Annotated in this window: 16 protein-coding genes and 1 pseudogene; 10 read left to right on the forward strand and 7 right to left on the reverse strand. The window is 72.0% G+C overall.

Going from position 1 to position 22,461, the window contains the following annotated elements:
• Position 1 precedes the first annotated feature (1 nt).
• The 4 genes from E4N63_RS24760 (at position 2) to E4N63_RS24775 (ending at position 2,965) form a co-directional block, all read left to right on the forward strand.
• Complete coding sequence (locus E4N63_RS24760) at positions 2-721, forward strand: YggS family pyridoxal phosphate-dependent enzyme (protein WP_230242636.1); 720 nt, start codon at positions 2-4, stop codon at positions 719-721.
• A 123-nt stretch (positions 722-844) separates the two neighbouring features.
• Positions 845-1,465, forward strand: coding sequence for a cell division protein SepF (locus E4N63_RS24765; protein WP_125623681.1), 621 nt, complete (start codon positions 845-847; stop codon positions 1,463-1,465).
• A 58-nt stretch (positions 1,466-1,523) separates the two neighbouring features.
• Complete coding sequence (locus E4N63_RS24770; RefSeq protein ID WP_019709472.1) at positions 1,524-1,808, forward strand: YggT family protein; 285 nt, start codon at positions 1,524-1,526, stop codon at positions 1,806-1,808.
• A gap of 47 nt (positions 1,809-1,855) precedes the next feature.
• Complete coding sequence (locus E4N63_RS24775) at positions 1,856-2,965, forward strand: DivIVA domain-containing protein (RefSeq protein WP_043470298.1); 1,110 nt, start codon at positions 1,856-1,858, stop codon at positions 2,963-2,965.
• 163 nt (positions 2,966-3,128) lie between these two features.
• Here E4N63_RS24775 and ileS read toward each other — a convergent pair whose 3' ends face one another.
• Positions 3,129-6,311 (reverse strand): isoleucine--tRNA ligase, encoded by a 3,183-nt coding sequence (gene ileS, locus E4N63_RS24780; RefSeq protein ID WP_125623683.1) that lies wholly within the window; start codon positions 6,309-6,311, stop codon positions 3,129-3,131.
• A 624-nt stretch (positions 6,312-6,935) separates the two neighbouring features.
• Between ileS and E4N63_RS24785 the strand changes: the two genes are divergently transcribed.
• The 3 genes from E4N63_RS24785 to E4N63_RS24795 all read left to right on the forward strand — a co-directional run bounded on the left by E4N63_RS24785 (position 6,936) and on the right by E4N63_RS24795 (position 9,325).
• The gene (locus E4N63_RS24785) at positions 6,936-7,595 is read left to right on the forward strand and encodes a TraR/DksA family transcriptional regulator (protein WP_125623684.1); all 660 of its coding nucleotides are present in this window, start codon (positions 6,936-6,938) and stop codon (positions 7,593-7,595) included.
• 109 nt (positions 7,596-7,704) lie between these two features.
• On the forward strand, positions 7,705-8,307 hold the full coding sequence (lspA, locus tag E4N63_RS24790; RefSeq protein ID WP_230241725.1) for a signal peptidase II: 603 nt from the start codon (positions 7,705-7,707) through the stop codon (positions 8,305-8,307).
• A gap of 76 nt (positions 8,308-8,383) precedes the next feature.
• A complete protein-coding gene (locus E4N63_RS24795; protein WP_125623686.1) occupies positions 8,384-9,325 on the forward strand; it encodes an RluA family pseudouridine synthase in 942 nt (313 codons plus the stop codon).
• A gap of 57 nt (positions 9,326-9,382) precedes the next feature.
• Here the strand turns inward: E4N63_RS24795 and E4N63_RS24800 are convergent, their stop codons facing one another.
• Positions 9,383-10,654, reverse strand: a complete 1,272-nt coding sequence (locus E4N63_RS24800) for a mechanosensitive ion channel family protein (protein ID WP_125623687.1) — start codon at positions 10,652-10,654, stop codon at positions 9,383-9,385.
• A gap of 78 nt (positions 10,655-10,732) precedes the next feature.
• Between E4N63_RS24800 and E4N63_RS24805 the strand changes: the two genes are divergently transcribed.
• Entirely contained in the window at positions 10,733-11,353 is a 621-nt protein-coding gene (locus E4N63_RS24805) for a dienelactone hydrolase family protein (protein WP_185831187.1), read from the forward strand.
• A 142-nt stretch (positions 11,354-11,495) separates the two neighbouring features.
• Here E4N63_RS24805 and E4N63_RS24810 read toward each other — a convergent pair whose 3' ends face one another.
• From E4N63_RS24810 to E4N63_RS24825, 4 genes are all read right to left on the reverse strand, one after another.
• Positions 11,496-13,079, reverse strand: a complete 1,584-nt coding sequence (locus E4N63_RS24810) for a serine/threonine-protein kinase (protein WP_230241726.1) — start codon at positions 13,077-13,079, stop codon at positions 11,496-11,498.
• Positions 13,080-13,311: 232 nt separating this feature from the next.
• On the reverse strand, positions 13,312-14,979 hold the full coding sequence (locus tag E4N63_RS24815; RefSeq protein ID WP_230241727.1) for an alkaline phosphatase: 1,668 nt from the start codon (positions 14,977-14,979) through the stop codon (positions 13,312-13,314).
• 82 nt (positions 14,980-15,061) lie between these two features.
• Positions 15,062-15,904, reverse strand: coding sequence for a thioredoxin domain-containing protein (locus E4N63_RS24820; protein WP_230241728.1), 843 nt, complete (start codon positions 15,902-15,904; stop codon positions 15,062-15,064).
• 66 nt (positions 15,905-15,970) lie between these two features.
• Positions 15,971-16,654: a hypothetical protein gene (locus E4N63_RS24825; RefSeq protein ID WP_125623691.1), complete on the reverse strand. Its 684-nt coding sequence runs from the start codon at positions 16,652-16,654 to the stop codon at positions 15,971-15,973.
• A 355-nt stretch (positions 16,655-17,009) separates the two neighbouring features.
• Between E4N63_RS24825 and dnaE the strand changes: the two genes are divergently transcribed.
• Entirely contained in the window at positions 17,010-20,552 is a 3,543-nt protein-coding gene (gene dnaE, locus E4N63_RS24830; RefSeq protein ID WP_125623692.1) for a DNA polymerase III subunit alpha, read from the forward strand.
• Positions 20,553-20,651: 99 nt separating this feature from the next.
• On the opposite strand, the gene E4N63_RS24835 is transcribed toward dnaE, so the two are convergent.
• Positions 20,652-20,825, reverse strand: a complete 174-nt coding sequence (locus E4N63_RS24835; protein ID WP_185831188.1) for a hypothetical protein — start codon at positions 20,823-20,825, stop codon at positions 20,652-20,654.
• Positions 20,826-21,085: 260 nt separating this feature from the next.
• Here E4N63_RS24835 and E4N63_RS31595 point away from each other — a divergent pair.
• A pseudogene (locus E4N63_RS31595) lies at positions 21,086-22,391 on the forward strand (NYN domain-containing protein).
• Positions 22,392-22,461: the final 70 nt, after the last annotated feature.

The following is a 22,461-nucleotide window of genomic DNA, read 5'->3' on the forward strand; positions in this document are numbered from 1 at the left end:
CGTGACCGATCGCAGGGCCGAACTGGCCGCCAACCTGGGGCGGGTGGAGGAACGCATCGCCTCCGCCTGCGCCGCGGCGGGCCGGAAGCGGGAGGAGGTGACCCTGATCGTGGTCACCAAGACCTACCCGGCCTCGGACGTGCGGCTCCTCGCCGGACTGGGTGTCCGGCACGTCGCGGAGAACCGGGACCAGGATGCCGCGCCGAAGGCGGCGGAATGCGCGGACCTGCCTCTGACATGGCACTTCGTCGGCCAGTTGCAGACCAACAAAGTCCGCTCCGTGGTCGGTTATGCCGATGTGGTGCATTCCGTGGACCGCCCCAAACTCGTCAGCGCGCTGTCCGCGGCGGCGGTCCGGGCCGGCCGCGAACTGGGCTGCCTGATCCAGGTGGCCCTGGACGCCGGGTCCGGCGAGGCGGCGGGCCGGGGCGGCGCCGCGCCCGGCGCGGTACCGGAGTTGGGGGACGCGATCGCGGCCGCCGACGGCCTGCGGCTCGGCGGCGTGATGACCGTGGCGCCGCTCACCGGCCCTTACGTCGGGCGTCAACGGGCCGCCTTCGAGCGGCTGTTGGAAATCTCATCCGGCCTGCGGGCGCGTCATCCTGCTGCGAACATGGTCTCAGCGGGTATGAGTACGGATCTCGAGGACGCCATCGGGGCCGGAGCGACACATGTACGCGTCGGTACTGCGGTACTCGGAGTCAGGCCCGGCCTCCGGTAACGTCGCCAAGAAGTCGGACCACAGCAGAAAATATGGTCGGTTCCGCCCCCGGGCGGACGGGCCGAGTGGATCCAGGGCGGCCGGTGACGGAGCCGATCCACCACAGAGCGGAGGACGCAGAACATGGCCGGCGCGATGCGCAAGATGGCGGTCTACCTCGGCCTCGTGGAGGACGATGGGTACGACGGCCGGGGGTTCGACCCCGATGACGAGTTCGAACCCGAGCCGGAGCCCGAGCGGGCGCACCGGCAGCACCAGCCGCACCAGGCGGACCGAATGGAACGGGGCGAACCGGGCGAACCGGCAAGAGTCGCCCAACCCCCCGCGCAGCGTGAACCGGTGGCCGTCACGGCCGAAAGCGGGCGTCCCGCCCGTATCGCCCCCGTGGCGTCCATCACACCCGAACGCCAGAGTCTGGAGAAGAACGCACCGGTGATCATGCCCAAGGTCGTCTCCGATCGCGAGCCCTACCGCATCACGACGCTCCATCCCCGGACCTACAACGAGGCCCGTACCATCGGGGAACACTTCCGTGAGGGCACTCCGGTGATCATGAATCTGACGGAGATGGACGACACCGACGCGAAGCGACTTGTCGACTTTGCGGCGGGCCTGGTCTTCGGTCTGCATGGCAGCATTGAGCGAGTGACGCAGAAGGTGTTCCTGCTGTCGCCTGCTAACGTCGATGTCACGGCGGAGGACAAAGCCCGTATCGCTGAGGGCGGGTTCTTCAACCAGAGCTGAGACGCAACAACCGGCCGTACGGCCCGAGACGAAGTGCAAGGGGAGAGGGAAGCGCGGGATGGACATCGCACTGCAGGTGATCTACATCGCGCTGATGTGCTTCCTGATTGTGCTGATTTTCCGGTTGGTCATGGATTATGTCTTCCAGTTCGCCCGGTCGTGGCAACCCGGCAAGGCGATGGTGGTGCTCCTGGAAGCGACCTACACTGTGACCGATCCGCCACTCAAGCTTCTGCGGCGGTTCATTCCGCCGCTGCGTCTCGGGGGCGTGGCGCTCGACCTGTCCTTCTTCGTACTGATGATCATCGTCTACATCCTGATCTCCGTCGTGAGGCAGCTGTGAACGATACGGTCTTGCCGATATGCCGACGACTACGTTGAGGTGAAGAGATGCCGTTGACCCCTGAGGACGTTCGGAACAAGCAGTTCACGACCGTCCGCCTCCGAGAGGGCTATGACGAGGACGAGGTCGATGCCTTCCTCGACGAGGTCGAAGCCGAGCTGACCCGGCTGCTGCGCGAGAACGAGGACCTGCGGGCCAAGCTCGCGGCCGCGACACGTGCCGCCGCGCAGAACCAGCAACAACAGGGCATGCGCAAACCGCCGGAGCAGCAGGAGAGGCCCGGCGGGCCGGTGCCCGCCGCCATATCGGGCCCGCAGCCGGTGCCGCCGCAGCAGCAGATGGGCCCGCCCCAGCTGCCCGGTGGAGCACCTCAGCTGCCCGCAGGTCCCGGTGGCCACGGCCCGCAGGGCGGCCCCGGCATGCACGGCCCCGGCCCGATGCAGGGTGGTCCCGGTCACATGGGCGGTCCGATGGGCGGCCCCGGCGGCCCCGGCCAGCACATGCAGCAGCACCAGGGTCCCGGCGGTCACATGGGCCACGGCCCCGGCCCCGGCGGTCCGGGCGACGGCGGCGCCGCGCGCGTGCTGTCGCTCGCGCAGCAGACCGCGGACCAGGCGATCGCGGAGGCCCGTTCCGAGGCCAACAAGATCGTCGGTGAGGCCCGCAGCCGTGCCGAGGGTCTGGAGCGGGACGCCCGCGCCAAGGCCGACGCCCTGGAGCGGGACGCCCAGGAGAAGCACCGTGTCGCGATGGGCTCCCTGGAATCCGCGCGCGCCACGCTGGAGCGCAAGGTCGAGGACCTGCGCGGCTTCGAGCGGGAGTACCGCACCCGTCTGAAGTCGTACCTGGAGAGCCAGCTGCGCCAGCTGGAGAACCAGGCCGACGACTCGCTGGCCCCGCCGCGCAGCGGCCCGCCGGCCCCGTCGCTGCCGCCGTCCCCCTCCATGGCCGGTGCCGGCTCGATGGGCGGGCACATGGGCAACCAGTCCATGGGCGGTCCCTCGGGCGGCAACGGCGGTCCGTCCTACGGAGGCCAGCAGCAGATGTCGCCGGCCATGACGCAGCCGATGGCACCGGTGCGGCCGCAGGGCCCGTCGCCGATGCAGCAGGCACCGTCGCCGATGCGCGGCTTCCTCATCGACGAGGACGACAACTGATCGCGGCGCCTTAGGGCGCGCACCGTCGGCATATCACGGGTCCGGGCCCGGAGGGATTCCCTCCGGGCCCGGACCTGTGCGCGCCCGCGGGTGGTGCCCACTGGGGGCCGACGGGGCCCGGCCGGCTTCCGCGCGGCCGGGCCCCCGTCCCCGAGATGCCGGCTCAGGCCTCCGTCTTGCGGAGACGGAAGGTGAGGGCCAGGCCCTCGTCGGTGAAGGACTCGCCGTACGCCTCGTCCGGCCCGGGAGCCGCCCCGGCGCCGGCGAAGTCGGTCGCCAGGACCTCGTCCGCGATCAGGGCCGCGTGCTCGGTGAGCGCCGCCCGGGTCTCCGGCTCCGTGGACTCCCAGCGGAGGGCGATGCGGTCCGCCACGTCCAGGCCGCTGTTCTTGCGGGCCTCCTGGATCAGCCGGATCGCGTCCCGGGCCAGTCCCGCGCGGCGCAACTCCGGGGTGATCTCCAGATCCAGGGCCACGGTGGCGCCCGCGTCGGAAGCGACCGACCAGCCCTCGCGCGGGGTCTCCGTGATGACGACCTCCTCCGGGGCGAGCGTGACCGTCTCGCCGTCCACCTCGACCGACGCGGTGCCCTCGCGCAGGGCGCGGGAGAGCGCCGCGGCGTCCGCCTGGGCGATCGCCTTGGCCACCGCCTGGACGCCCTTGCCGAACCGCTTGCCCAGGGCCCGGAAGTTGGCTTTCGCCGTGGTGTCGACGAGGGAGCCGCCGACGGCCGAGAGGGAGTCCAGGGAGCTGACGTTCAGCTCATCGGTGATCTGGGCACGCAGCTCCGGCGAGAGGGCGTCGAAGCCCGCGGCGGCGACCAGTGCGCGCGACAGCGGCTGCCGGGTCTTGACCCCCGACTCGGCGCGGGTCGCCCGGCCGAGCTCGACCAGCCGCCGGACCAGCAGCATCTGCTCCGAGAGCCCCCGGTCGACGAGCGCGGTCTCCGGCTCCGGCCAGGTGGACAGGTGCACCGAGTCCGGGGCGCCCGGGGTGACCGGGACGACCAGGTCCTGCCAGACCCGCTCGGTGATGAACGGGACCAGCGGGGCCATCAGCCGGGTCACGGTCTCGACGACCTCGTGGAGGGTGCGCAGCGCCGCGGCGTCGCCCTGCCAGAAGCGGCGGCGGGAGCGGCGGACGTACCAGTTCGAGAGGTCGTCGACGAAGGCCGAGACCAGCTTTCCGGCGCGCTGGGTGTCGTAGCCCTCCAGGGCTTCGGTGACCTCGGCGACCAGGGTGTTGAGCTCGCTCAGCAGCCAGCGGTCGAGGACCGGGCGGTCCGCCGGGGCCGGGTCCGAGGTGCTCGGCGCCCAGCCCGAGGTGCGGGCGTAGAGGGCCTGGAAGGCGACCGTGTTCCAGTAGGTGAGGAGTGTCTTGCGGACGACTTCCTGGATGGTGCCGTGGCCCACGCGGCGCGCGGCCCAGGGCGAGCCGCCGGCGGCCATGAACCAGCGCACGGCGTCGGCGCCGTGCCGGTCCATGAGCGGGATCGGCTGGAGGATGTTGCCCAGGTGCTTGGACATCTTCCGGCCGTCCTCGGCGAGGATGTGGCCGAGGCAGACCACGTTCTCGTAGGAGGACTTGTCGAAGACCAGGGTGCCGACGGCCATGAGCGTGTAGAACCAGCCGCGGGTCTGGTCGATGGCCTCCGAGATGAACTGCGCCGGGTAGCGCTTCTCGAAGATCTCCTTGTTCTTGTACGGGTAGCCCCACTGCGCGAAGGGCATCGAGCCGGAGTCGTACCAGGCGTCGATGACCTCCGGGACGCGGGTGGCCTCCAGGGAGCAGCCCTCGGCGGTGCAGGGGAAGACGACCTCGTCGATGTACGGGCGGTGCGGGTCGAGCCCGGACTGGTCGGTGCCGGTGAGCTCGGTGAGTTCGGCCAGCGAGCCGACGCAGGTGAGGTGGTTCTCCGCGCAGCGCCAGACGGGCAGTGGGGTGCCCCAGTAGCGGTTGCGGGAGAGCGCCCAGTCGATGTTGTTGTTCAGCCAGTCGCCGAAGCGGCCGTACTTGACCGACTCCGGGTACCAGTTGGTGCGGTCGTTCTCGCGGAGCAGGGCGTCCTTGACCTGGGTGGTGCGGATGTACCAGGACGGCTGCGCGTAGTAGAGCAGCGCGGTGTGGCAGCGCCAGCAGTGCGGATAGCTGTGCTCGTACGGCAGGTGGCGGAAGAGGAGGCCGCGGCTGTCGAGGTCGGCGACCAGGTCCTCGTCCGCCTTCTTGAAGAACTGGCCGCCGACGAGCGGCAGTTCCTCCTCGAAGGTGCCGTCGGGGCGCACGGGGTTGACGACCGGCAGCCCGTAGGCGCGGCAGACCTTGAGGTCGTCCTCACCGAACGCGGGGGACTGGTGGACCAGACCCGTGCCGTCCTCGGTGGTGACGTACTCGGCGCCCACGACGAAGTGCGGCGCGGGCTCACCCTCGCCCGGCTCGGGGAACTCCAGCAGGGCGAACGGGCGCTCGTACGTCCAGCGCTCCATCTCGGCGCCGGTGAAGGACTGCCCGGTGGTCTCCCAGCCCTCGCCCAGCGCCTTCTCCAGCAGCGGTTCGGCGACGACGAGCTTCTCGCTGCCGTCCGTGGCGACGACGTAGCGCACGCCGGGGTGGGCGGCGACGGCCGTGTTGGACACCAGCGTCCACGGGGTCGTCGTCCAGACCAGCAGCGCCGCCTCACCGGCGAGCGGGCCGGAGGTCAGCGGGAAGCGGACGTAGACCGAGGGATCGACGACGGTCTCGTAGCCCTGGGCGAGTTCGTGGTCGGAGAGGCCGGTGCCGCAGCGCGGGCACCAGGGGGCGACGCGGTGGTCCTGCACCAGCAGGCCCTTGGTGAAGATCTCCTTCAGCGACCACCACACGCTCTGGATGTACTCCGGGTCCATGGTGCGGTAGGCCTCGTCGAGATCGACCCAGTAGCCCATGCGCGTGGTGAGTTCGGCGAAGGCGTCGGTGTGGCGGGTCACCGACTCGCGGCACTTCGCGTTGAACTCCGCGATGCCGTACGCCTCGATGTCCTTCTTGCCGTTGAAGCCGAGCTCCTTCTCGACCGCCAGCTCGACCGGCAGCCCGTGGCAGTCCCAGCCGGCCTTGCGGGCGACGTGGTAGCCGCGCATGGTGCGGAAGCGGGGGAAGACGTCCTTGAAGACCCGGGCCTCGATGTGGTGGGCGCCGGGCATGCCGTTCGCGGTCGGCGGGCCCTCGTAGAAGACCCACTCGGGACGTCCCTCGGACTGCTCCAGGGAGCGGGCGAAGACCTTGTTCTCGCGCCAGAAGTCGAGCACGGCGTGCTCCAGCGCGGGCAGGTCGACCTGGGCGGGGACCTGGCGGTACTGCGGCTGTGGACTCATCGGGGTCTGCCTCCGGCGGACACATGCGGGTGGTGATCGTGCTGTCCGTCGGAGGGACGAGAGCCTGTCGCTCCCGCGGTACCACCCTCCTTGACCGGGGAGTCGCCGGCCGGCGCTCCTCGGCCCCCTCATTGGGACGCGCTGCCGGTTCTACTCGCCCCCGCCGTACGCGGGGGTTTTCCTCCGGCGGCTCCGGGGTGATCTTCGCACCGCGCACACCCCCGGGCTCGCACCGTCCCCGGGTCGCTCATGGCTGCGTACGGAACTACTCGTCCCCATCCACGCCTCACGCAGCGCCCAGTGTACGGGCCCGGGCGGGCGGCGGCCGACCGGATTTCCGGGGGCGGGCCCGGACCCGCCGGCCCACCCGAATGGCCATACGCGGGGCTCCCGGGTTCGCGGACCCCCGGCGGAGGCCCTCCCGGGTCCCCGCCGCACCGGATTACCCGCCGGGGAGCGGGGCACAACGGATGCAGGCTCGCTCCCGGCCGTTACCGGCGGAGGCGGGCCGGGGTGGTGGGAGATCCGGATGGTCGGCGTGCCCCGTTGCCGCGACCTCCGAGTCGACTTATCGTCCGAGCACGATTAACGACAAGATCACAATATGGTGAGGGGGTCGCTGCGATGGTGGCGAAGAAGCCCGTCGTCGAGACGGCGGAGCCGGCCGGTACGGCGGCCCCGGACAACCGCGCCGGTACGGCCGGCGCGGCGGCCGTGGTGAGCGGGACGGCCGCCGCGGAGACGGCCGTACGGCGGCCGTCCGCGCACACGGCGGCCGCGCCGGAGCGGACCGCGAAGGCGGCACCGGTCGCCGGGAAGCCCGCAGAGAAGACGGGAGCCAAGACGGTGGTTGCGAAGAAGACCCCGGCCGGCACGGCCGCGGCCGTGCCCGGGGAACTGGCGGTACGGCCCGGTGAGGACCCCTGGACCGCCGAAGAGGTCGACGAGGCGCGGAACGAGCTGAAGAGCGAGGCCGAACGGCTGCGCACCGAGATCGCCTCCTCCCAGGAGGCGATCGCCGGGCTGATGCGGGACTCCGGCGACGGCGCGGGCGACGACCAGGCGGACACCGGCACCAAGAACATCACCCGCGAGCACGAGCTGGCGCTGAACGCCAACGCCCGGGAGATGCTCGACCAGACCGAACGGGCTCTGGAACGGCTCGACGCCGGCACGTACGGGCGCTGCGAGTCCTGCGGCAACCCCATCGGCAAGGCCCGGATGCAGGCCTTCCCGCGGGCCACGCTCTGCGTGGAGTGCAAGCAGCGGCAGGAGCGGCGCTAGCGGGCCCGGGCAGGCGTCCCCCGGCACGGTCCGGCGCTCCCGGGCCGTGCCGTACCCTCGTCCTCAGCCGGGTGGGGCCCGGTGGCGGACCAGAGGCTGAGGGACTCACGTGGCAGAGGCGGAGCGGATCATCGACACCCCGGATTCCGAGGGGGAGCGGCCGGAGGCCGGGCCCGACGGCGAGCACGGGGCGGACGCCGGCGACGGCGCGGCCCCCCGGAGCCGGGGCAAACGGCGGATCGCCGTGCTGCTGGCCGTCGCCGCGATCGCCTACCTCTTCGACCTGGGCACCAAGATGCTCGTGGTGGCCAAGCTGGAGCACCACCAGGCGATTCCGGTGATCGGGGAGTGGCTGCGGTTCGAGGCCGTGCGCAACCCGGGCGCCGCCTTCGGCATCGGCGAGGCGCTGACCGTGGTGTTCACGGTCATCGCGGCCGCCGTGATCGTCGTCATCGCCCGGATCGCGCGGAAGCTCTACAGCCTGCCCTGGGCGGTCGCGCTGGGGCTGCTGCTCGGCGGCGCCCTCGGCAACCTCACCGACCGGCTCTTCCGGAGCCCCGGCTTCTTCCGGGGCGAGGTCGTGGACTTCATCGCACCCAAGGGGTTCGCGGTGTTCAACCTCGCCGACACGGCCATCGTGTGCGGCGGCGTCCTCATCGTGCTGCTGTCCTTCCGCGGGCTCGACCCCGACGGCACCGTCCACAAGGACTGACGACCGGGCGCCGCGCCGCGTCCCGCCGGGGCACCGGCGGGGGCGGGCGGGGTTCCGGGTCCGGCATACTCGACGGGTGAGCACCCTTCCCGAAATCCGCACGCTGCCCGTACCCGACGGCCTCGAGGGCGAACGCGTCGACGCCGCGATAGCCCGTATGTTCGGCTTCTCCCGCACCAAGGCGGCCGAGCTGGCCGCCGCCGGGAAGGTACTGGTCGACGGCAGCCTCGCCGGGAAGTCCGACCGGGTCACCGGTGGCGCCTGGCTGGAGGTCGAGCTGCCGCGGGCCGCGCCGCCGGTGGAGATCGTCGCCGAGCCCGTCGAGGGCATGGAGATCGTCCACGACGACGACGACATCGTGGTGGTGGACAAGCCGGTCGGGGTCGCCGCTCATCCCAGCCCCGGCTGGACGGGCACCACCGTGATCGGCGGGCTGGCCGCCGCGGGTTTCCGGATCTCGACCTCCGGCGCCGCCGAGCGCCAGGGCATCGTGCACCGCCTGGACGTCGGCACCTCCGGGCTGATGGTGGTGGCCAAGTCCGAGCGCGCGTACAGCCTGCTCAAACAGCAGTTCCGGGAGCGCACGGTCGACAAGCGCTACCACACGCTCGTCCAGGGTCACCCCGACCCGATGAGCGGTACCATCGACGCTCCCATCGGCCGGCACCCGGTCCACGACTACAAGTGGGCCGTGACCGCCGAGGGCAAGCCCAGCGTCACGCACTACGACCTCATCGAGGCCTTCCGCGCCGCCAGCCTGCTCGACGTCAAGCTGGAGACCGGCCGGACCCACCAGATCCGGGTGCACATGGCGGCGCACCGCCACCCCTGTGTCGGCGACCTCACCTACGGCGCCGACCCGACCCTCGCCAAGCGGCTGAAGCTCGGCCGCCAGTGGCTGCACGCGATGCGGCTGGGCTTCGAGCACCCGGCGGACGGCCGGTGGGTGGAGTTCGCGAGCGCCTACCCCGAGGACCTGCAGCGGGCGCTGGACATCGTGCGCGCCGAGAGCGCGTAGGAGCGGGCCGGCCGCGCTCCCCCCGGGGCCGTCCGCACGGGCCCGCTCCGGCCGGGCTCAGCGGCGGTGGAGCCGGGGGCCGCGGCCGGAGTGGTTCTTGCCCGCCCGGCCGGCTCTGCCGGACTTCTCCGTCCCCTTCCCCTGCTCCGCCGCCTCCGGCCGGCCGTTCTGCGCGGCGCCGCGGTCGGCCGCGGAGGCGGGCGTCTCCGCCCGGTCCTCCGGGGACTCCGTCCGCTGGGCGGCCACGGTCCCGTCGACGCCCGTCGGCAGCCCGTCCCGTTCCCGCTTCCGCGGCGGCGGGAAGACGGCCGGGGCCGTGTTGATGCGCGGCAGGGCGTACGGATGCTCCTCGCGCAGCCAGGTCAGCAGCTTCTCCCGGACCTCGACCCGGGCCGTCCAGAGGGTGTCGCCGTCCTTCGCCGTCACCAGGGCCCGCACCTCCATGGTGCTGGGGGTCGAGTCGGTGACGGTGAGGTTCCAGTTCCGGCCGTCCCAGGCGTCGATCGTCTGCACGATCTCGCCCAGTTTCTCCCGCATCAGCTGGACCGGCGCGGAGTGGTCGAGATGGAAGAAGACGGTGCCGGTCATCTGCGGACTGTTGCGCGACCAGTTCTCGAACGGCTGGCTGGTGAAGTACGAGACGGGCATGGTGAACCGGCGTTCGTCCCAGGTCTTCACGGTCAGGAAGGTGAGGGTGATCTCCTCGACGGTGCCCCACTCGCCGTTCACCACGACCGTGTCACCGATCCGCACCATGTCGCCGAAGGCGATCTGCAGTCCGGCGAAGAGGTTCCCCAGCGTGGACTGGGCGGCGATGCCGGCCACGATGCCCAGCAGACCGGCCGAGGCCAGCAGCGAGGTGCCGACGGTGCGCATCGCGGGGAACGTCAGCAGCATCGCCGCGCCGGCCACCACCGCGACGACCGCGGTCACCACCCGCTGGATGAGCGTGATCTGGGTGCGGACCCGGCGGACCCGGGCCCGTTCGCTGGTCGTCGCGGAGTAGCGGGTGAACGATGCCTCGACGACGGCCGTGACGACCCGCAGCACCAGCCAGGCGGTGGCGCCGATCAGCACGAGCGTCAGCAGCCGCCCGATGGCCACCGTGTGGTTCCGGGCGAGATGCGCCTGGTCGTACGAGCCGCGCAGCAGCGCCGCGCCCAGCACCAGCTGCAGCGGCACCAGCGCCCGGCTCAGCATGTCCCACAGCGGCGTCTCCGGGTGCCGGGCGTCGCTTCTGCGGAGCGCCACGCGGACGAGCCAGCCGACGGCGAGCGAGATGACCAGCGCACCGCCGAACACGATCAGCGGGCGCAGTACAGCCTCCATCGGCACGGTGTCTCCTCCTCGGGGCGGGATTCCGGCGGCGTCGGGGCCGCGGACCTCCGACCGACCGTAACTGGCACGATGAGAAGACTGCTAACCGCTCTCAGGGAAGTGACACGGGTGCCGGGCTCTCCGACAGTTGTTCTTTTTCACAGTTCTTACGGTCTGCGACCGGCCGTGCACGCCGCGGCGGACCGCATGCGGGCCGCCGGGCACGAGGTCCACGTGCCGGATCTGTACGACGGCCGCACCGCGGGCAGCGTGGAGGAGGGCATGGACCTCAAGGACGAGATCGGCGGCGACGAGCTGCTGAGGCGCGCGGTCGCGGCCGCGGCGCCGCTGTCCGACCGCGGACTGGTCTACGCGGGCTTCTCACTGGGCGGTTCGCTGGCCCAGAACCTGGCGATGGCGGACGAGAAGGCCCGCGGGCTGCTGATGCTCCACGGCACCTCGGACCTCGCCGAGGACGCGTCCGCGGACGGGCTGCCGGTCCAGCTCCACGTCGCCGACCCGGACCCGTTCGAGCCGCACGATTGGCTGAACGCCTGGTATCTGCGGATGCGCCGGGCCGGAACGGAGGTGGAGATCTTCCGCTACCCGGGAGCCGGCCACCTCTACACCGATCCGGATCTCCCGGACCACGATCCGGAGGCGGCGGAGGAGACCTGGTCGGTGGCCCTGTCGTTCCTGTCGGAGCTGTAGCCGCGGTACGGGGCTCCGTTCACGGGCGCGGTGGCGCGTACGCCGCGCGGCGGGCGGCGGTCGGCCCGCGCCGGTGGCGAGAGCGCGGTAGGCCCCGCGGGGCCGGGCCGGTGGCTGCGGCGGCCGGGTGCCGGGCGGCTGTTCACGGCCGGGTGCAGCGTCCCCGGGAGCCGCCGTCCGGGGTGGGGAGGCACAGCAGTTCGCGGTCGTCCTCGTCATGGCTGAGGTAGCGGCCCGCGCACTCGTTCTCGGTGGTCCGGCCGTGTTCCGCGCAGAAGGCGAGGGCCGCTTCGCCGTCGTCGAACGGGCCGGGGGCGTAGATCACCCAGTAGCCGGGCCGCAGCGAGGCGAAGTCGCTGCTGTGCAGCAGGTGAGCCACCGGGATCTTCTCGCGCAGTTCCGCCAACTGCCTTCTGGGGGCGGGCTTGCCGGGGACCACCGCCTCGGAGAAGAGCTGGGCGATCCAGGTGCCGGGCCGCGGGCCCGTCACGGACGGCGAGCTCTCCGGCGGCGTCCGCGGCGGTGTCTCCGGGGACGTGGACGGCCCGGTTCCGCTGCTCGGTGGTGCGGTGGACGGTGAGGCGGAGGACGAGGGCGTCGCGGACCCGGTGGCGGAGGCGGTGCCCGTGGACGCGCTCGTGGTCCGCGTCGGGGGAGGGGGGTCGCCGCCGTCGCCGGTCAGGGCCAGATAGACCCCGGTCGCCGCGAGCCCGGCGCCGACGACCGCGGCGGCGGCCATCCCCGCCACCGTACGATGGCCCCGCCGGTCCCGGTCCGCCGGAGCGGGCGGCCCGGAGCCGGCCGTGGTCACGGTGGGCGCCGTGTGGAGCGGGTCGGACGGGTGCGGGACGCCGGGCAGGGTGGGGGCCGTCGGTGGTGGCGGCGGAGCCGTGCTCCCCTCCGCCGCGGCGGCCAGCAGCCGGTCGAGCCGCGCCGCGTCCGGCCGGGCGGCGGGGTCCCGTTCGAGCAGCTCCGCGAGGACGGGCGCGAGCGGACCCGCGCGCCGCGGGGGCGGCACGGGCTCGTCGAGCACGGCGGCGAGCGTGGCGACGGCCGTGGCGCGCCGCACCGGGTTGACGCCCTCCACGGCGACGTACAGCAGCATGCCGAGCGACCAGAGGTCCGAGGCCGGGAGGTCGTCGCGGCCCCGGAGGCGCTCGGGGGCGATGTACTCGGGGGAGCCGATCACGTCGCCGACGGCGGTGAGGGTCACGGAGCCCTGCAGGGCGGCGATGCCGAAGTCGGTGAGGACCGCGCCGCCGTCGGGCCGCAGCAGGACGTTGGCCGGTTTGACGTCGCGGTGGTGGATGCCCGCGGCGTGCGCGGCGGACAGGGCGGAGAGCAGTTCGCGGCCGATGCGGGCCGCTTCCGCGGGCGTCAGCGGGCCGCGGGTGTCGAGCCGGTCCTGGAGGGTGCCGCCGGAGAGCAGTTCCATGACGAGCCAGGGATACGGCCCCTCGTCGTCCACGATGTGATGAATCGTCACCACATGGGGGTGGCTGAGCCGGGCCAGCGCCCGGGCCTCCCGCCACACCCGCTCCTGGAGTACGCGTCCGGCGCCCGGTCCCGCGCCGGCCGCCGCCGGATCCGGGGGCCGTACCTCCTTGAGGGCGACCTCCCGCTGCAGAGCCCGGTCGCGCGCCCGCCACACCGCACCCATACCGCCGCTGCCGAGCCGCTCCAGCAGCTCGAAGCGGCCGTCGATGATGTCCCCGGACTCGCTCAACTCGCCGTCCCCCAGCCGCCGTACCGCTGCCGTCCATGCCAGGTGCAGCAGCAGGGTATACAGCCCGCCGCGTCCCGGGGGTCCGCCACGGAAGGGAAAGCGCGCCGGGAGGGGCCGACCGGGGCTCGCCCGGGGCGGCCGCCGGCCCGCGTCCGGCCCGCACCGCGACGTACGGGGCGCCGGTCCCGCCGCGGCCGGGGCCGCGGCGGGACGGCAAGCTGCGGACGGTGGTTCAGCGGACCGGCTGGTCCACCCGCTCCAGCTTCTGCGCACCGGAACGGGTCCGGTAGGAGCGCAGCCACTCCGTGGAGGCGGAGCGGTCGGTCTTCTCGGAGATGACGTAGTAGTCCATCTGCGCCCGCTCGGCGGTGACGTCCAGGACCCCGTAGCCGTGCGAGTCCATGTCCACCCACTTCACATGGCGGTTGGCGGCGCGGACGGCGGCCGTCGCGACCAGGGAGGCGGTCTGCGGCGGCACGTTCAGGATGTCGTCGATGTTGTCCGAGGTCACCGAGGTCACCACGAACTCTGTGGCGGCGGTGGCCGAGAGGGGGTACGTGGCGGCCCTGACGGGGACGTCGTTGGCCCAGGCGGTGTGGATGTCACCGGTGAGGAAGACGGTGTTCTCGATGCCCGACTCCCGCAGATGGGTGAGGAGTTCGCGGCGGTCGTCGGTGTAGCCGTCCCACTGGTCGACGTTGACGGCCAGGCCCTCGGCGGGCAGTCCGAGCAGCTTGCTGAGCGGGCCGAGCAGATACGCGGGGACGGAGCCGAAGGCCACCGGGGAGATCATCACGGAGGTGCCGACCAGCTTCCAGGAGGCGTCGGAGGACGCCAGCCCGCTCTTCAGCCAGTCGAGCTGCTTGCGGCCGGTGATGGTGCGGTCCGGGTCGTCCACCTCGCCGTTGCCGATGGAGGTCTGCTGCGAGCGGAACGAGCGCAGGTCCAGCAGGTGCAGATCGGCGAGCCGGCCGAAGCGCAGCCGGCGGTAGGTGGTGCCCGCGACGGAGGGGCGCACCGGCATCCATTCGAAGTACGCCTGCTTGGCGGCGGCCACGCGCCGCGCCCAGTCGCCCTCGGTGGCCGGGTCGTGGTTCTCGGCGCCGCCGGACCAGGCGTCGTTGGCCACCTCGTGGTCGTCCCAGATGGCGATGACCGGGTGGGTGGCGTGCAGGTTCCGCAGGTCCTCGTCGGTCTTGTAGTTGCCGTGCCGGGCGCGGTAGTCGGCGAGGGTGAGGATCTCGTGGGTGGGGACGTGCGAGCGGATCACGCCGTCCGCGCCCGGGAAGCCGCCGGTGCCGTACTCGTAGATGTAGTCGCCGAGGTGGAGCACCGCGTCGAGGTCGGCGCGGGCGGCGAGGTGGCGGTAGGCGGAGAACCAGCCGGCCTCCCAGTCGGCGCAGGAGACGACGCCGAAGCGGACGGCGGGGGCGGTGGCGTCGTGCGCGGCGGTGGTGCGGGTGCGGCCGGTCGGGGAGACCGTGCCGCCGGCGGTGAAGCGGTAGAAGTACTGGGTGGCCGGGCGCAGTCCGCGGACGTCGGCCTTGACGGTGTGGTCGGCCGCGGCGGTGGCCGTCGCGGTGCCGCGGGCGACGACCGAGGCGAAGGAGCGGTCCTCGGCCACCTCCCAGCCGACCGGGGTGTCCGGCCCCCGGCCGGAGCCGGGTACGGCGTCGGCGGTGGGCGTGATGCGGGTCCACAGCAGGACACCGTCGGGGAGCGGGTCGCCGGAGGCGACGCCGTGCAGGAACGCGGGGGCGTTCCCGGCCGCCGCGGCGCGGTGGGCGCCGGTGAGCGGGATCATCGCGGCGCCCGCGCCGGCGGCCGCGGCCTTGACGACCGTGCGGCGGGAGTGGCCTGCGGGGCGGGGGGCGGTCTCGGTCTCTGTAAGGTCCGTCACGGGCCGACAGATTACTGCCGGGTACGGCGAACGGGCAGACGTACGACGGAAGTTCGCCTGCCCGTTGCCGTTCCGGCGGTGATTATTCCGCTGTGAGGGCCTTGTCGATGGCGGCCTTGAACTGGTCCGGGGCCATCGGGGTGTTCTCGGTGCCCTCCACGACGAGCTTCTCGCCGTTCATCTTGAGGGTCGGGGTGCCCTGGACATCGCTCTTGTCGAACTTCTTGTCCATCTCCAGGGCCCACTTGTCGAAGGTGCCGTCCTTGACGTCCTTCTCGAAGTCCGCGTTGCCCTTGAGCTCCTTGATCTCGCCGGCGACCTCCAGGAGGTAGGCGTCGTCGGCGAACTCGTCCTCGGACTCCTCCGGGTGGTTCTTCTGGGAGTACAGCGCGTGCTTGTAGTCCATGAACGCCTGCGGGCTGACGTCCAGGGCGGCGCCCAGGGCGCTCAGGGCGTTCTTCGAGCCGGAGCCCTGGGCCATGTCGTCGATGAAGGTGGCCATGACGAACTCGGCCTTGTACTTGCCCTCCTCGACGTCCTGGATCAGGATCTCGCCGGCGCCCTGCTCGAAGGCGGCGCAGGCGGGGCAGCGCATGTCCTCGTAGACCTGGAGAGTCTTCTCCGCGCCCTTCTCGCCGATGATCACATCGGTGCCCTTGGCGCCGGAGGTGTTGGCGGGCTTCACGAGCTTCTTGTCCTCGGCGGCGTCGTTCCACTCTTTCGAGCTCACCGTGCCGCTGCCGCCGCCGTCACCCAGCTGGGTGACGGCGAAGCCGATGCCGGCCGCGATCGCCAGGACGCCCACGATCGAGCCGCCGACGACGAGCTGGCGGCGGAGCTTGTCCTTCTTCGCCTGCCGCTCGCGCTCCTCGCGCAGCCGCTCACGGGCGTTTCGCTTGGCTTCCTGGCTGTTGCGCTTGCTCATGGTGATTCCCTGCTCCGTGGTGTAAGGGGGTCGCGGTCGCTGTGCCGGGACGGGGCCCGGCGGCTGTCAGCGGACAGCCGCGACGGCGGGCGGTCCGCGCCGTACGACGGAGTACACCAGCATGGGGAGCCGGCCCGGCGCCACGGGGCGCCGCGGCCCGTGCGGCCCGCGGCGCGGTACGGGGCCGGCCGGGACGAGCGCGGCGACCGCGAGGAGCAGCGGCCGGAAGGCGAAGGCCGCCAGGGCCCGCAGCAGCCGGCCGAGCGCCGCCTCGCCACGCCACAGCCAGACGGCGGCGGCCAGGCCCACCGCGGCGTGCGCGGCGAGTAGCAGCCAGGGGGTGGCCGGACCGCCGGGCACCGGCAGCGCGGCGGCGTCGTCCGGGGCCGTCATCCGCGCCAGGGGGGTGCCGAGGGTGCCGCCGCCGCAGAGCAGGTCGACGCCGAGCGAGCGGAGCGGGCCGGCCACGGGGCCGCCGCTCTCGCCGTAACAGGTGTGCTGGCCTGTGGTGAAGACCGTGTCCGCGGCCAGCTCCAGGGGGACGAGCAGCGCCGCGATGGACCAGAGGCCGCGCTCGCGGCCGGCCAGCGCGTACGCGATCAGGAAAACGCCGGCGGCGACCGCCGCCACCGGGCCGACGGGCAGCGGCGCCGCGGACAGGGCCACGTGCGCGGCCGTGGACAGCGTGAGGCAGAGCGCCGTGAACAGCGCCGCCCGCAGCGTCCTCAGCTGTGCTCCCGATACGTCCATCGCCGGAAAGTGTGCCACGGCCCCGGCTAAGCGGGACCTAAACCCGGGCTTCCGGCAGCCGGTCCGGAACCCTGCGGTCCGGGGGCGGACCGCGCCGGTCCGGAGCGGGCCGCCGCCACCTGGTTCCGGCCGGCCGGGGACACGCCCGCGCTGCCGTTTCCCGTGGCGTTCCGGAGGTTTCCGGTGCCCGCCCGGCCGGTCCCGGCGGGCAGCGGGAAACCCGTCCGGGGGAAGCCGGAAGAGGGCTCCCGGGTGCCCTCCGGCGTCACTCCCCGGGCATAGACTTCGGTGCTGTCGCCGCACGCGTTCCCACGCGTCCCAGCCGTCACCGACCCTTGCCCGGAGGTCTTCCACCGTGACCAAGCCGCCCTTCACGCACCTGCACGTTCACACCCAGTACTCGCTGCTGGACGGTGCCGCGCGGCTCAAGGACATGTTCGCGGCCTGCCAGGACATGGGCATGTCGCACATCGCGATGACGGACCACGGGAACCTCCACGGGGCCTACGATTTCTACGACCAGGCCACCAAGGCCGGCATCACGCCGATCATCGGCATCGAGGCGTACGTGGCCCCCGAGTCGCGGCGGAACAAGCGGCGCATCACCTGGGGCCAGCCGCACCAGAAGCGGGACGACGTCTCCGGTTCCGGCGGTTACACCCACAAGACGATCTGGGCGAGCAACAAGACCGGTCTGCACAATCTCTTCCGGCTCTCCTCCGACGCCTACGCCGAGGGCTGGCTCACCAAGTGGCCCCGGATGGACAAGGAGGTCATCGCCGCGCACTCCGAGGGCCTGATCGCCTCCACCGGCTGCCCCTCCGGCGAGGTGCAGACCCGGATCCGGCTCGGCCACTTCGACGAGGCGCTCAAGGCCGCCGCCGACTACCAGGAGATCTTCGGGAAGGACCGCTACTTCCTGGAGCTGATGGACCACGGCCTGGAGCTGGAGAAGCGGGTCCGGGACGACCTCCTGCGGATCGGGAAGAAGCTCGGCATCCCGCCCCTCGTCACCAACGACTCGCACTACACGCACGCCGGCGAGGCCGACGCCCACGACGCCCTGCTCTGCATCCAGACCGGCAAGAACCTCTCCGACCCGGACCGCTTCCGGTTCGGCGGCTCCGGCTACTACCTCAAGTCCACCGACGAGATGTACGCCATCGACTCCTCGGACGCCTGGCAGGAGGGGTGCGCCAACACCCTGCTCGTCGCCGAGCAGATCGACACCACCGGCTGGTTCGAGAAGCGCGACCTGATGCCCCGGTTCGAGGTCCCCGAGGGCTTCACCGAGGTGACCTGGTTCCGCGAGGAGGTCAAGCGGGGCATGGCCCGCCGCTACCCGGGCGGCGTCCCGGAGGACCGGCAGCAGCAGGCCGAGTACGAGATGGACGTCATCATCCAGATGGGGTTCCCCGGCTACTTCCTCGTCGTCGCCGACTTCATCATGTGGGCCAAGAACAACGGCATCGCCGTCGGCCCGGGCCGCGGCTCGGCGGCCGGCTCGATCGTCGCCTACGCCATGGGCATCACCGACCTCGACCCGATCGAGCACGGCCTGATCTTCGAGCGGTTCCTCAACCCCGAGCGCGTCTCCATGCCCGATGTCGACATCGACTTCGACGAGCGCAGGCGCGGTGAGGTCATCCGGTACGTCACCGAGAAGTACGGCGCCGACAAGGTCTGCATGATCGGCACCTACGGCACCATCAAGGCCAAGAACGCCATCAAGGACGCCGCCCGCGTGCTCGGTTACCCGTACGCCATGGGCGACCGGCTCACCAAGGCCATGCCCGCCGACGTCCTCGGCAAGGGCATCCCGCTCTCCGGCATCACCGACCCCTCGCACCCCCGGTACAGCGAGGCCGGCGAGATCCGCTCGATGTACGAGAACGAGCCGGACGTCAAGAAGGTCATCGACACCGCGCGCGGCGTCGAGGGGCTGGTGCGGCAGATGGGCGTGCACGCGGCCGGCGTGATCATGTCCAGCGAGAAGATCACCGACCATGTCCCGGTCTGGGTGCGGCACACCGACGGCGTCACCATCACGCAGTGGGACTACCCCACCTGTGAGTCGCTGGGCCTGCTCAAGATGGACTTCCTGGGCCTGCGCAACCTCACGATCATGGACGACGCCGTCAAGCTCGTGAAGGCCAACAAGGGCATCGACATCACCCTGCTCGACCTCTCGCTCGACGACCCCAAGACGTTCGAGCTCCTCCAGCGCGGCGACACCCTCGGCGTCTTCCAGTTCGACGGCGGACCCATGCGCTCCCTGCTGCGCATGATGAAGCCGGACAACTTCGAGGACATCTCCGCCGTCTCGGCCCTCTACCGGCCCGGCCCGATGGGCATGAACAGCCACATCAACTACGCGCTGCGGAAGAACGGCCAGCAGGAGATCACGCCGATCCACCCGGAGCTGGAGGAGCCTCTCAAGGAGGTCCTCGACATCACCCACGGCCTCATCGTGTACCAGGAGCAGGTGCAGAAGGCCGCCCAGGTGCTCGCCGGCTACTCCCTCGGCCAGGCCGACCTGCTCCGCCGCGCGATGGGCAAGAAGAAGAAGGAAGTCCTCGACGCGGAGTTCGTCAACTTCCAGAAGGGCGCCCGGGAGAAGGGCTTCTCCGACGAGGCCATCCAGGCCGTGTGGGACGTGCTGGTGCCCTTCGCCGGCTACGCCTTCAACAAGGCGCACTCCTCCGCGTACGGACTGGTCTCCTACTGGACCGCCTATCTCAAGGCCAACTACCCGGCCGAGTACATGGCGGCACTGCTCACCTCGGTCCGCGACGACAAGGACAAGTCGGCGATCTACCTCAACGAGTGCCGCAGGATGGGCATCAAGGTCCTCCCGCCGGACGTCAATGAGTCGGACGCCAACTTCACCCCGCGCGGTGACAGCACGATCGTCTTCGGCCTGACCGCCGTCCGCAACGTCGGGCAGAACGTCGTGGACTCGATCGTGCGCTGCCGCAAGTCCAAGGGGAAGTACGCCTCCTTCCCGGACTTCCTGGACAAGGTGGAGGCGGTGGTCTGCAACAAGCGGACCGTCGAATCCCTGATCAAGGCCGGTGCCTTCGACGAGCTGGGCCACACCCGCAAGGGCCTGATGGCGCACTACGAGTCGATGATCGACAACGTGGTGCAGGTCAAGCGGAAGGAGGCGGAGGGGCAGTTCGACCTCTTCGGCGGCATGGGGGAGGACGACGGGGACGACACCCCGGGCTTCGGGCTCGACGTCGAGTTCTCCGACATCGAGTGGGACAAGGCGTATCTCCTCGCGCAGGAGCGGGAGATGCTCGGCCTCTACGTCTCCGACCACCCGCTCTTCGGCATCGAGCACGTCCTCAGCGAGAAGGCGGACGCGTCGATCTCCCAGCTGACCGGCGGGGACTACTCCGACGGCACCATCGTCACCATCGGCGGCATCATCTCCGGCCTCCAGCGGAAGATGACCAAGCAGGGCAACGCCTGGGCCATCGCCACTGTCGAGGACCTGGCGGGCTCCCTCGACTGCATGTTCTTCCCGGCCACCTACCAGCTGGTGTCCACCCAGCTCGTCGAGGACACCGTGGTCTTCGTCAAGGGCCGGCTCGACAAGCGGGAGGACGTGCCCCGGCTGGTCGCCATGGAGATGATGGTCCCCGATCTCTCGGAGGCCTCCGCCAACGGGCCCGTGACGATCACCATTCCGACGGTGCGGGTCACTCCGCCGCTGGTCGAGAAGCTCGGTGAGGTGCTCACCCAGCACCGCGGGTCCACCGAGGTGCGGGTCAAGCTCCAGGGCGCCCGGAAGACCACCGTGCTCCGGCTCGACCGGCACCGGGTCACCGCCGATCCCGCCCTCTTCGGGGATCTCAAGGTGCTGCTCGGGCCGTCCTGCCTGGCCGGCTGAGGTACCGCCCGGGGCTTGCCGCCCCGCCGCCGGGGCCGGTACGCCGAAGGGGCGCGCCCGTGGGACCGGGGCGCGCCCCCTGTGCGCCGGAGGGCGCCGTCAGTTGTGCCCGAAGCGCCGCTGGTGCTTCTTCGAGACGTTCCGCGAGGATTCCGGGGACTCGGCTGTCATCCGCTCCTGCGCTTCCATGGAACCGCCCCTGGCCTGTTCCCCGCCGCTCCCGGCGGCGGGACGGTCCTGCTGCTTGCGATCCCGGTTCTTGTTCTTCGCCATGGTGGTGCCTCCTCCCGGCGCTCCGGCCGGCGACCCGGCGGGGGACGGGAGCGCCGTCGACCTCACTGTGACACGCCCCGGCAAAAGCCGCATGTCGGACAATTACCGCCGGTGAGCGGCGAGATCAGGTTCCCGGCGGCACCGACGCGCCACGCCGGTGATCCAGTTCGGCAGATAACCCCCGGGCGGTCGGGCAGACTCGGGGGATACCCGAAAGAAAACCGTTCCGGGGGGCGGCGGATCAGGAAAGAGGGTGGACCGTGGAGCGCTGCGTCGTCCTGGTGGACGCCGGTTACCTGCTGGGGGCCGCCGCGAGTCTGCTCGCCGGAGAGCCCGCCCGGTCCCGTATCAGCGTGGACCACGCCGCCCTCATCCAGGCCCTGCGGGAGCGCGCCGAGGCCGACACGGAACGGCAGTTGCTCCGCATCTACTGGTTCGACGGCGCCCCCGACCGCGTACCCCAGCCCGAGCACCGGCGGCTGCGCGTCATGCCGCGGGTCACCGTCCGGCTCGGCGCGCTGACCCGGAGCGACGGCCGCTGGGCGCAGAAGGGCGTCGACGCGGCGATGCACGCCGAGCTCACCGAACTCGCCCGCAACCGCGCCTGCTCCGACATCGTCCTCGTCACCGGCGACGGTGATCTCCTGCCCGGGCTGATGTCCGCCAAGGAGCACGGCGTCGCCGTCCACCTCTGGGCCGTGCAGGCCGCCGACGGCGACTACAACCAGTCCGAGGACCTGGTCGCGGAGGCCGACGAACGCCGGGTCCTGGACCGCAGCTGGATCACCCGGGCCGTCCGCGCCAGGGACGCCGTCACCGCCTGCCCGCCGCAGCCCGAGTCCCGGCCGGAGATCGCGGCGATCCTCTCCGCGCCGCTGCCCGAGTCCGACGGTGACGGGCCCCGCGAGAGCCGCGTCGGGGCACCGCGCAACGGCGCTCCGGCCGCCCTTGGCACCCCGCCCCGCACCCGGCGAACCCGCCTCCGCCCCGGGCGGCACGGAGGACGGCGCCCCGGGGAGCGCAACGGGCGGCCCGCCGGGAGCGACGGCTCCGCCGACGGCGCGGCCAGAGGCGTGCCGACCCCAAGGACCTCGCCGGCCTCGGCCGCGGGCCCGCCGCCCCGCCGGGCCGCCCGCACCGGTCCCCGCCGCCACTCTGCGCTGGTCCTCCGACCGCGGCTGGATCGACCGCGGCGGCGGCCCGCCGACCCCGGAGAGCGCGGCCCTGCCCACCCTCGCCCAGCTCACCAGCCCGGAACAGCGCTGGGCCGACCGGGAGGAGGACATCACGGCCGTCAGCGGCGACCCCTTCGAGGTCGGCCAGGTCTTCGCCCGCCGCTGGAAGGACCGGCTGCCCTCCCCGGCCCCCCTGAAGCAGCTGACCGCCGACTACCCGCGCATCCCGCACCGCATCGACGGCGAACTGCTGCGGTACGCCGCCCGCTTCGGGCTGCTGGCCCACAAGGACGACCAGATCGACGAGCGCGACCGCTACGCGATCCGCGCCGGCTTCTGGCGCGAGGCCGGCGCCCCGGCCGCCGCCGAGCCCTCCCCGGCCGCGGACTGAGCGGGGCGGGCGCGTGTGTCTGGAGGGCGCGGACTCCGTGCGCGCGTCCAGTCGGCCACCGGTGGTGGGA

This window comes from Streptomyces sp. MNU89, assembly GCF_020982505.1.
Lineage (GTDB): Bacteria > Actinomycetota > Actinomycetes > Streptomycetales > Streptomycetaceae > Streptomyces > Streptomyces xinghaiensis.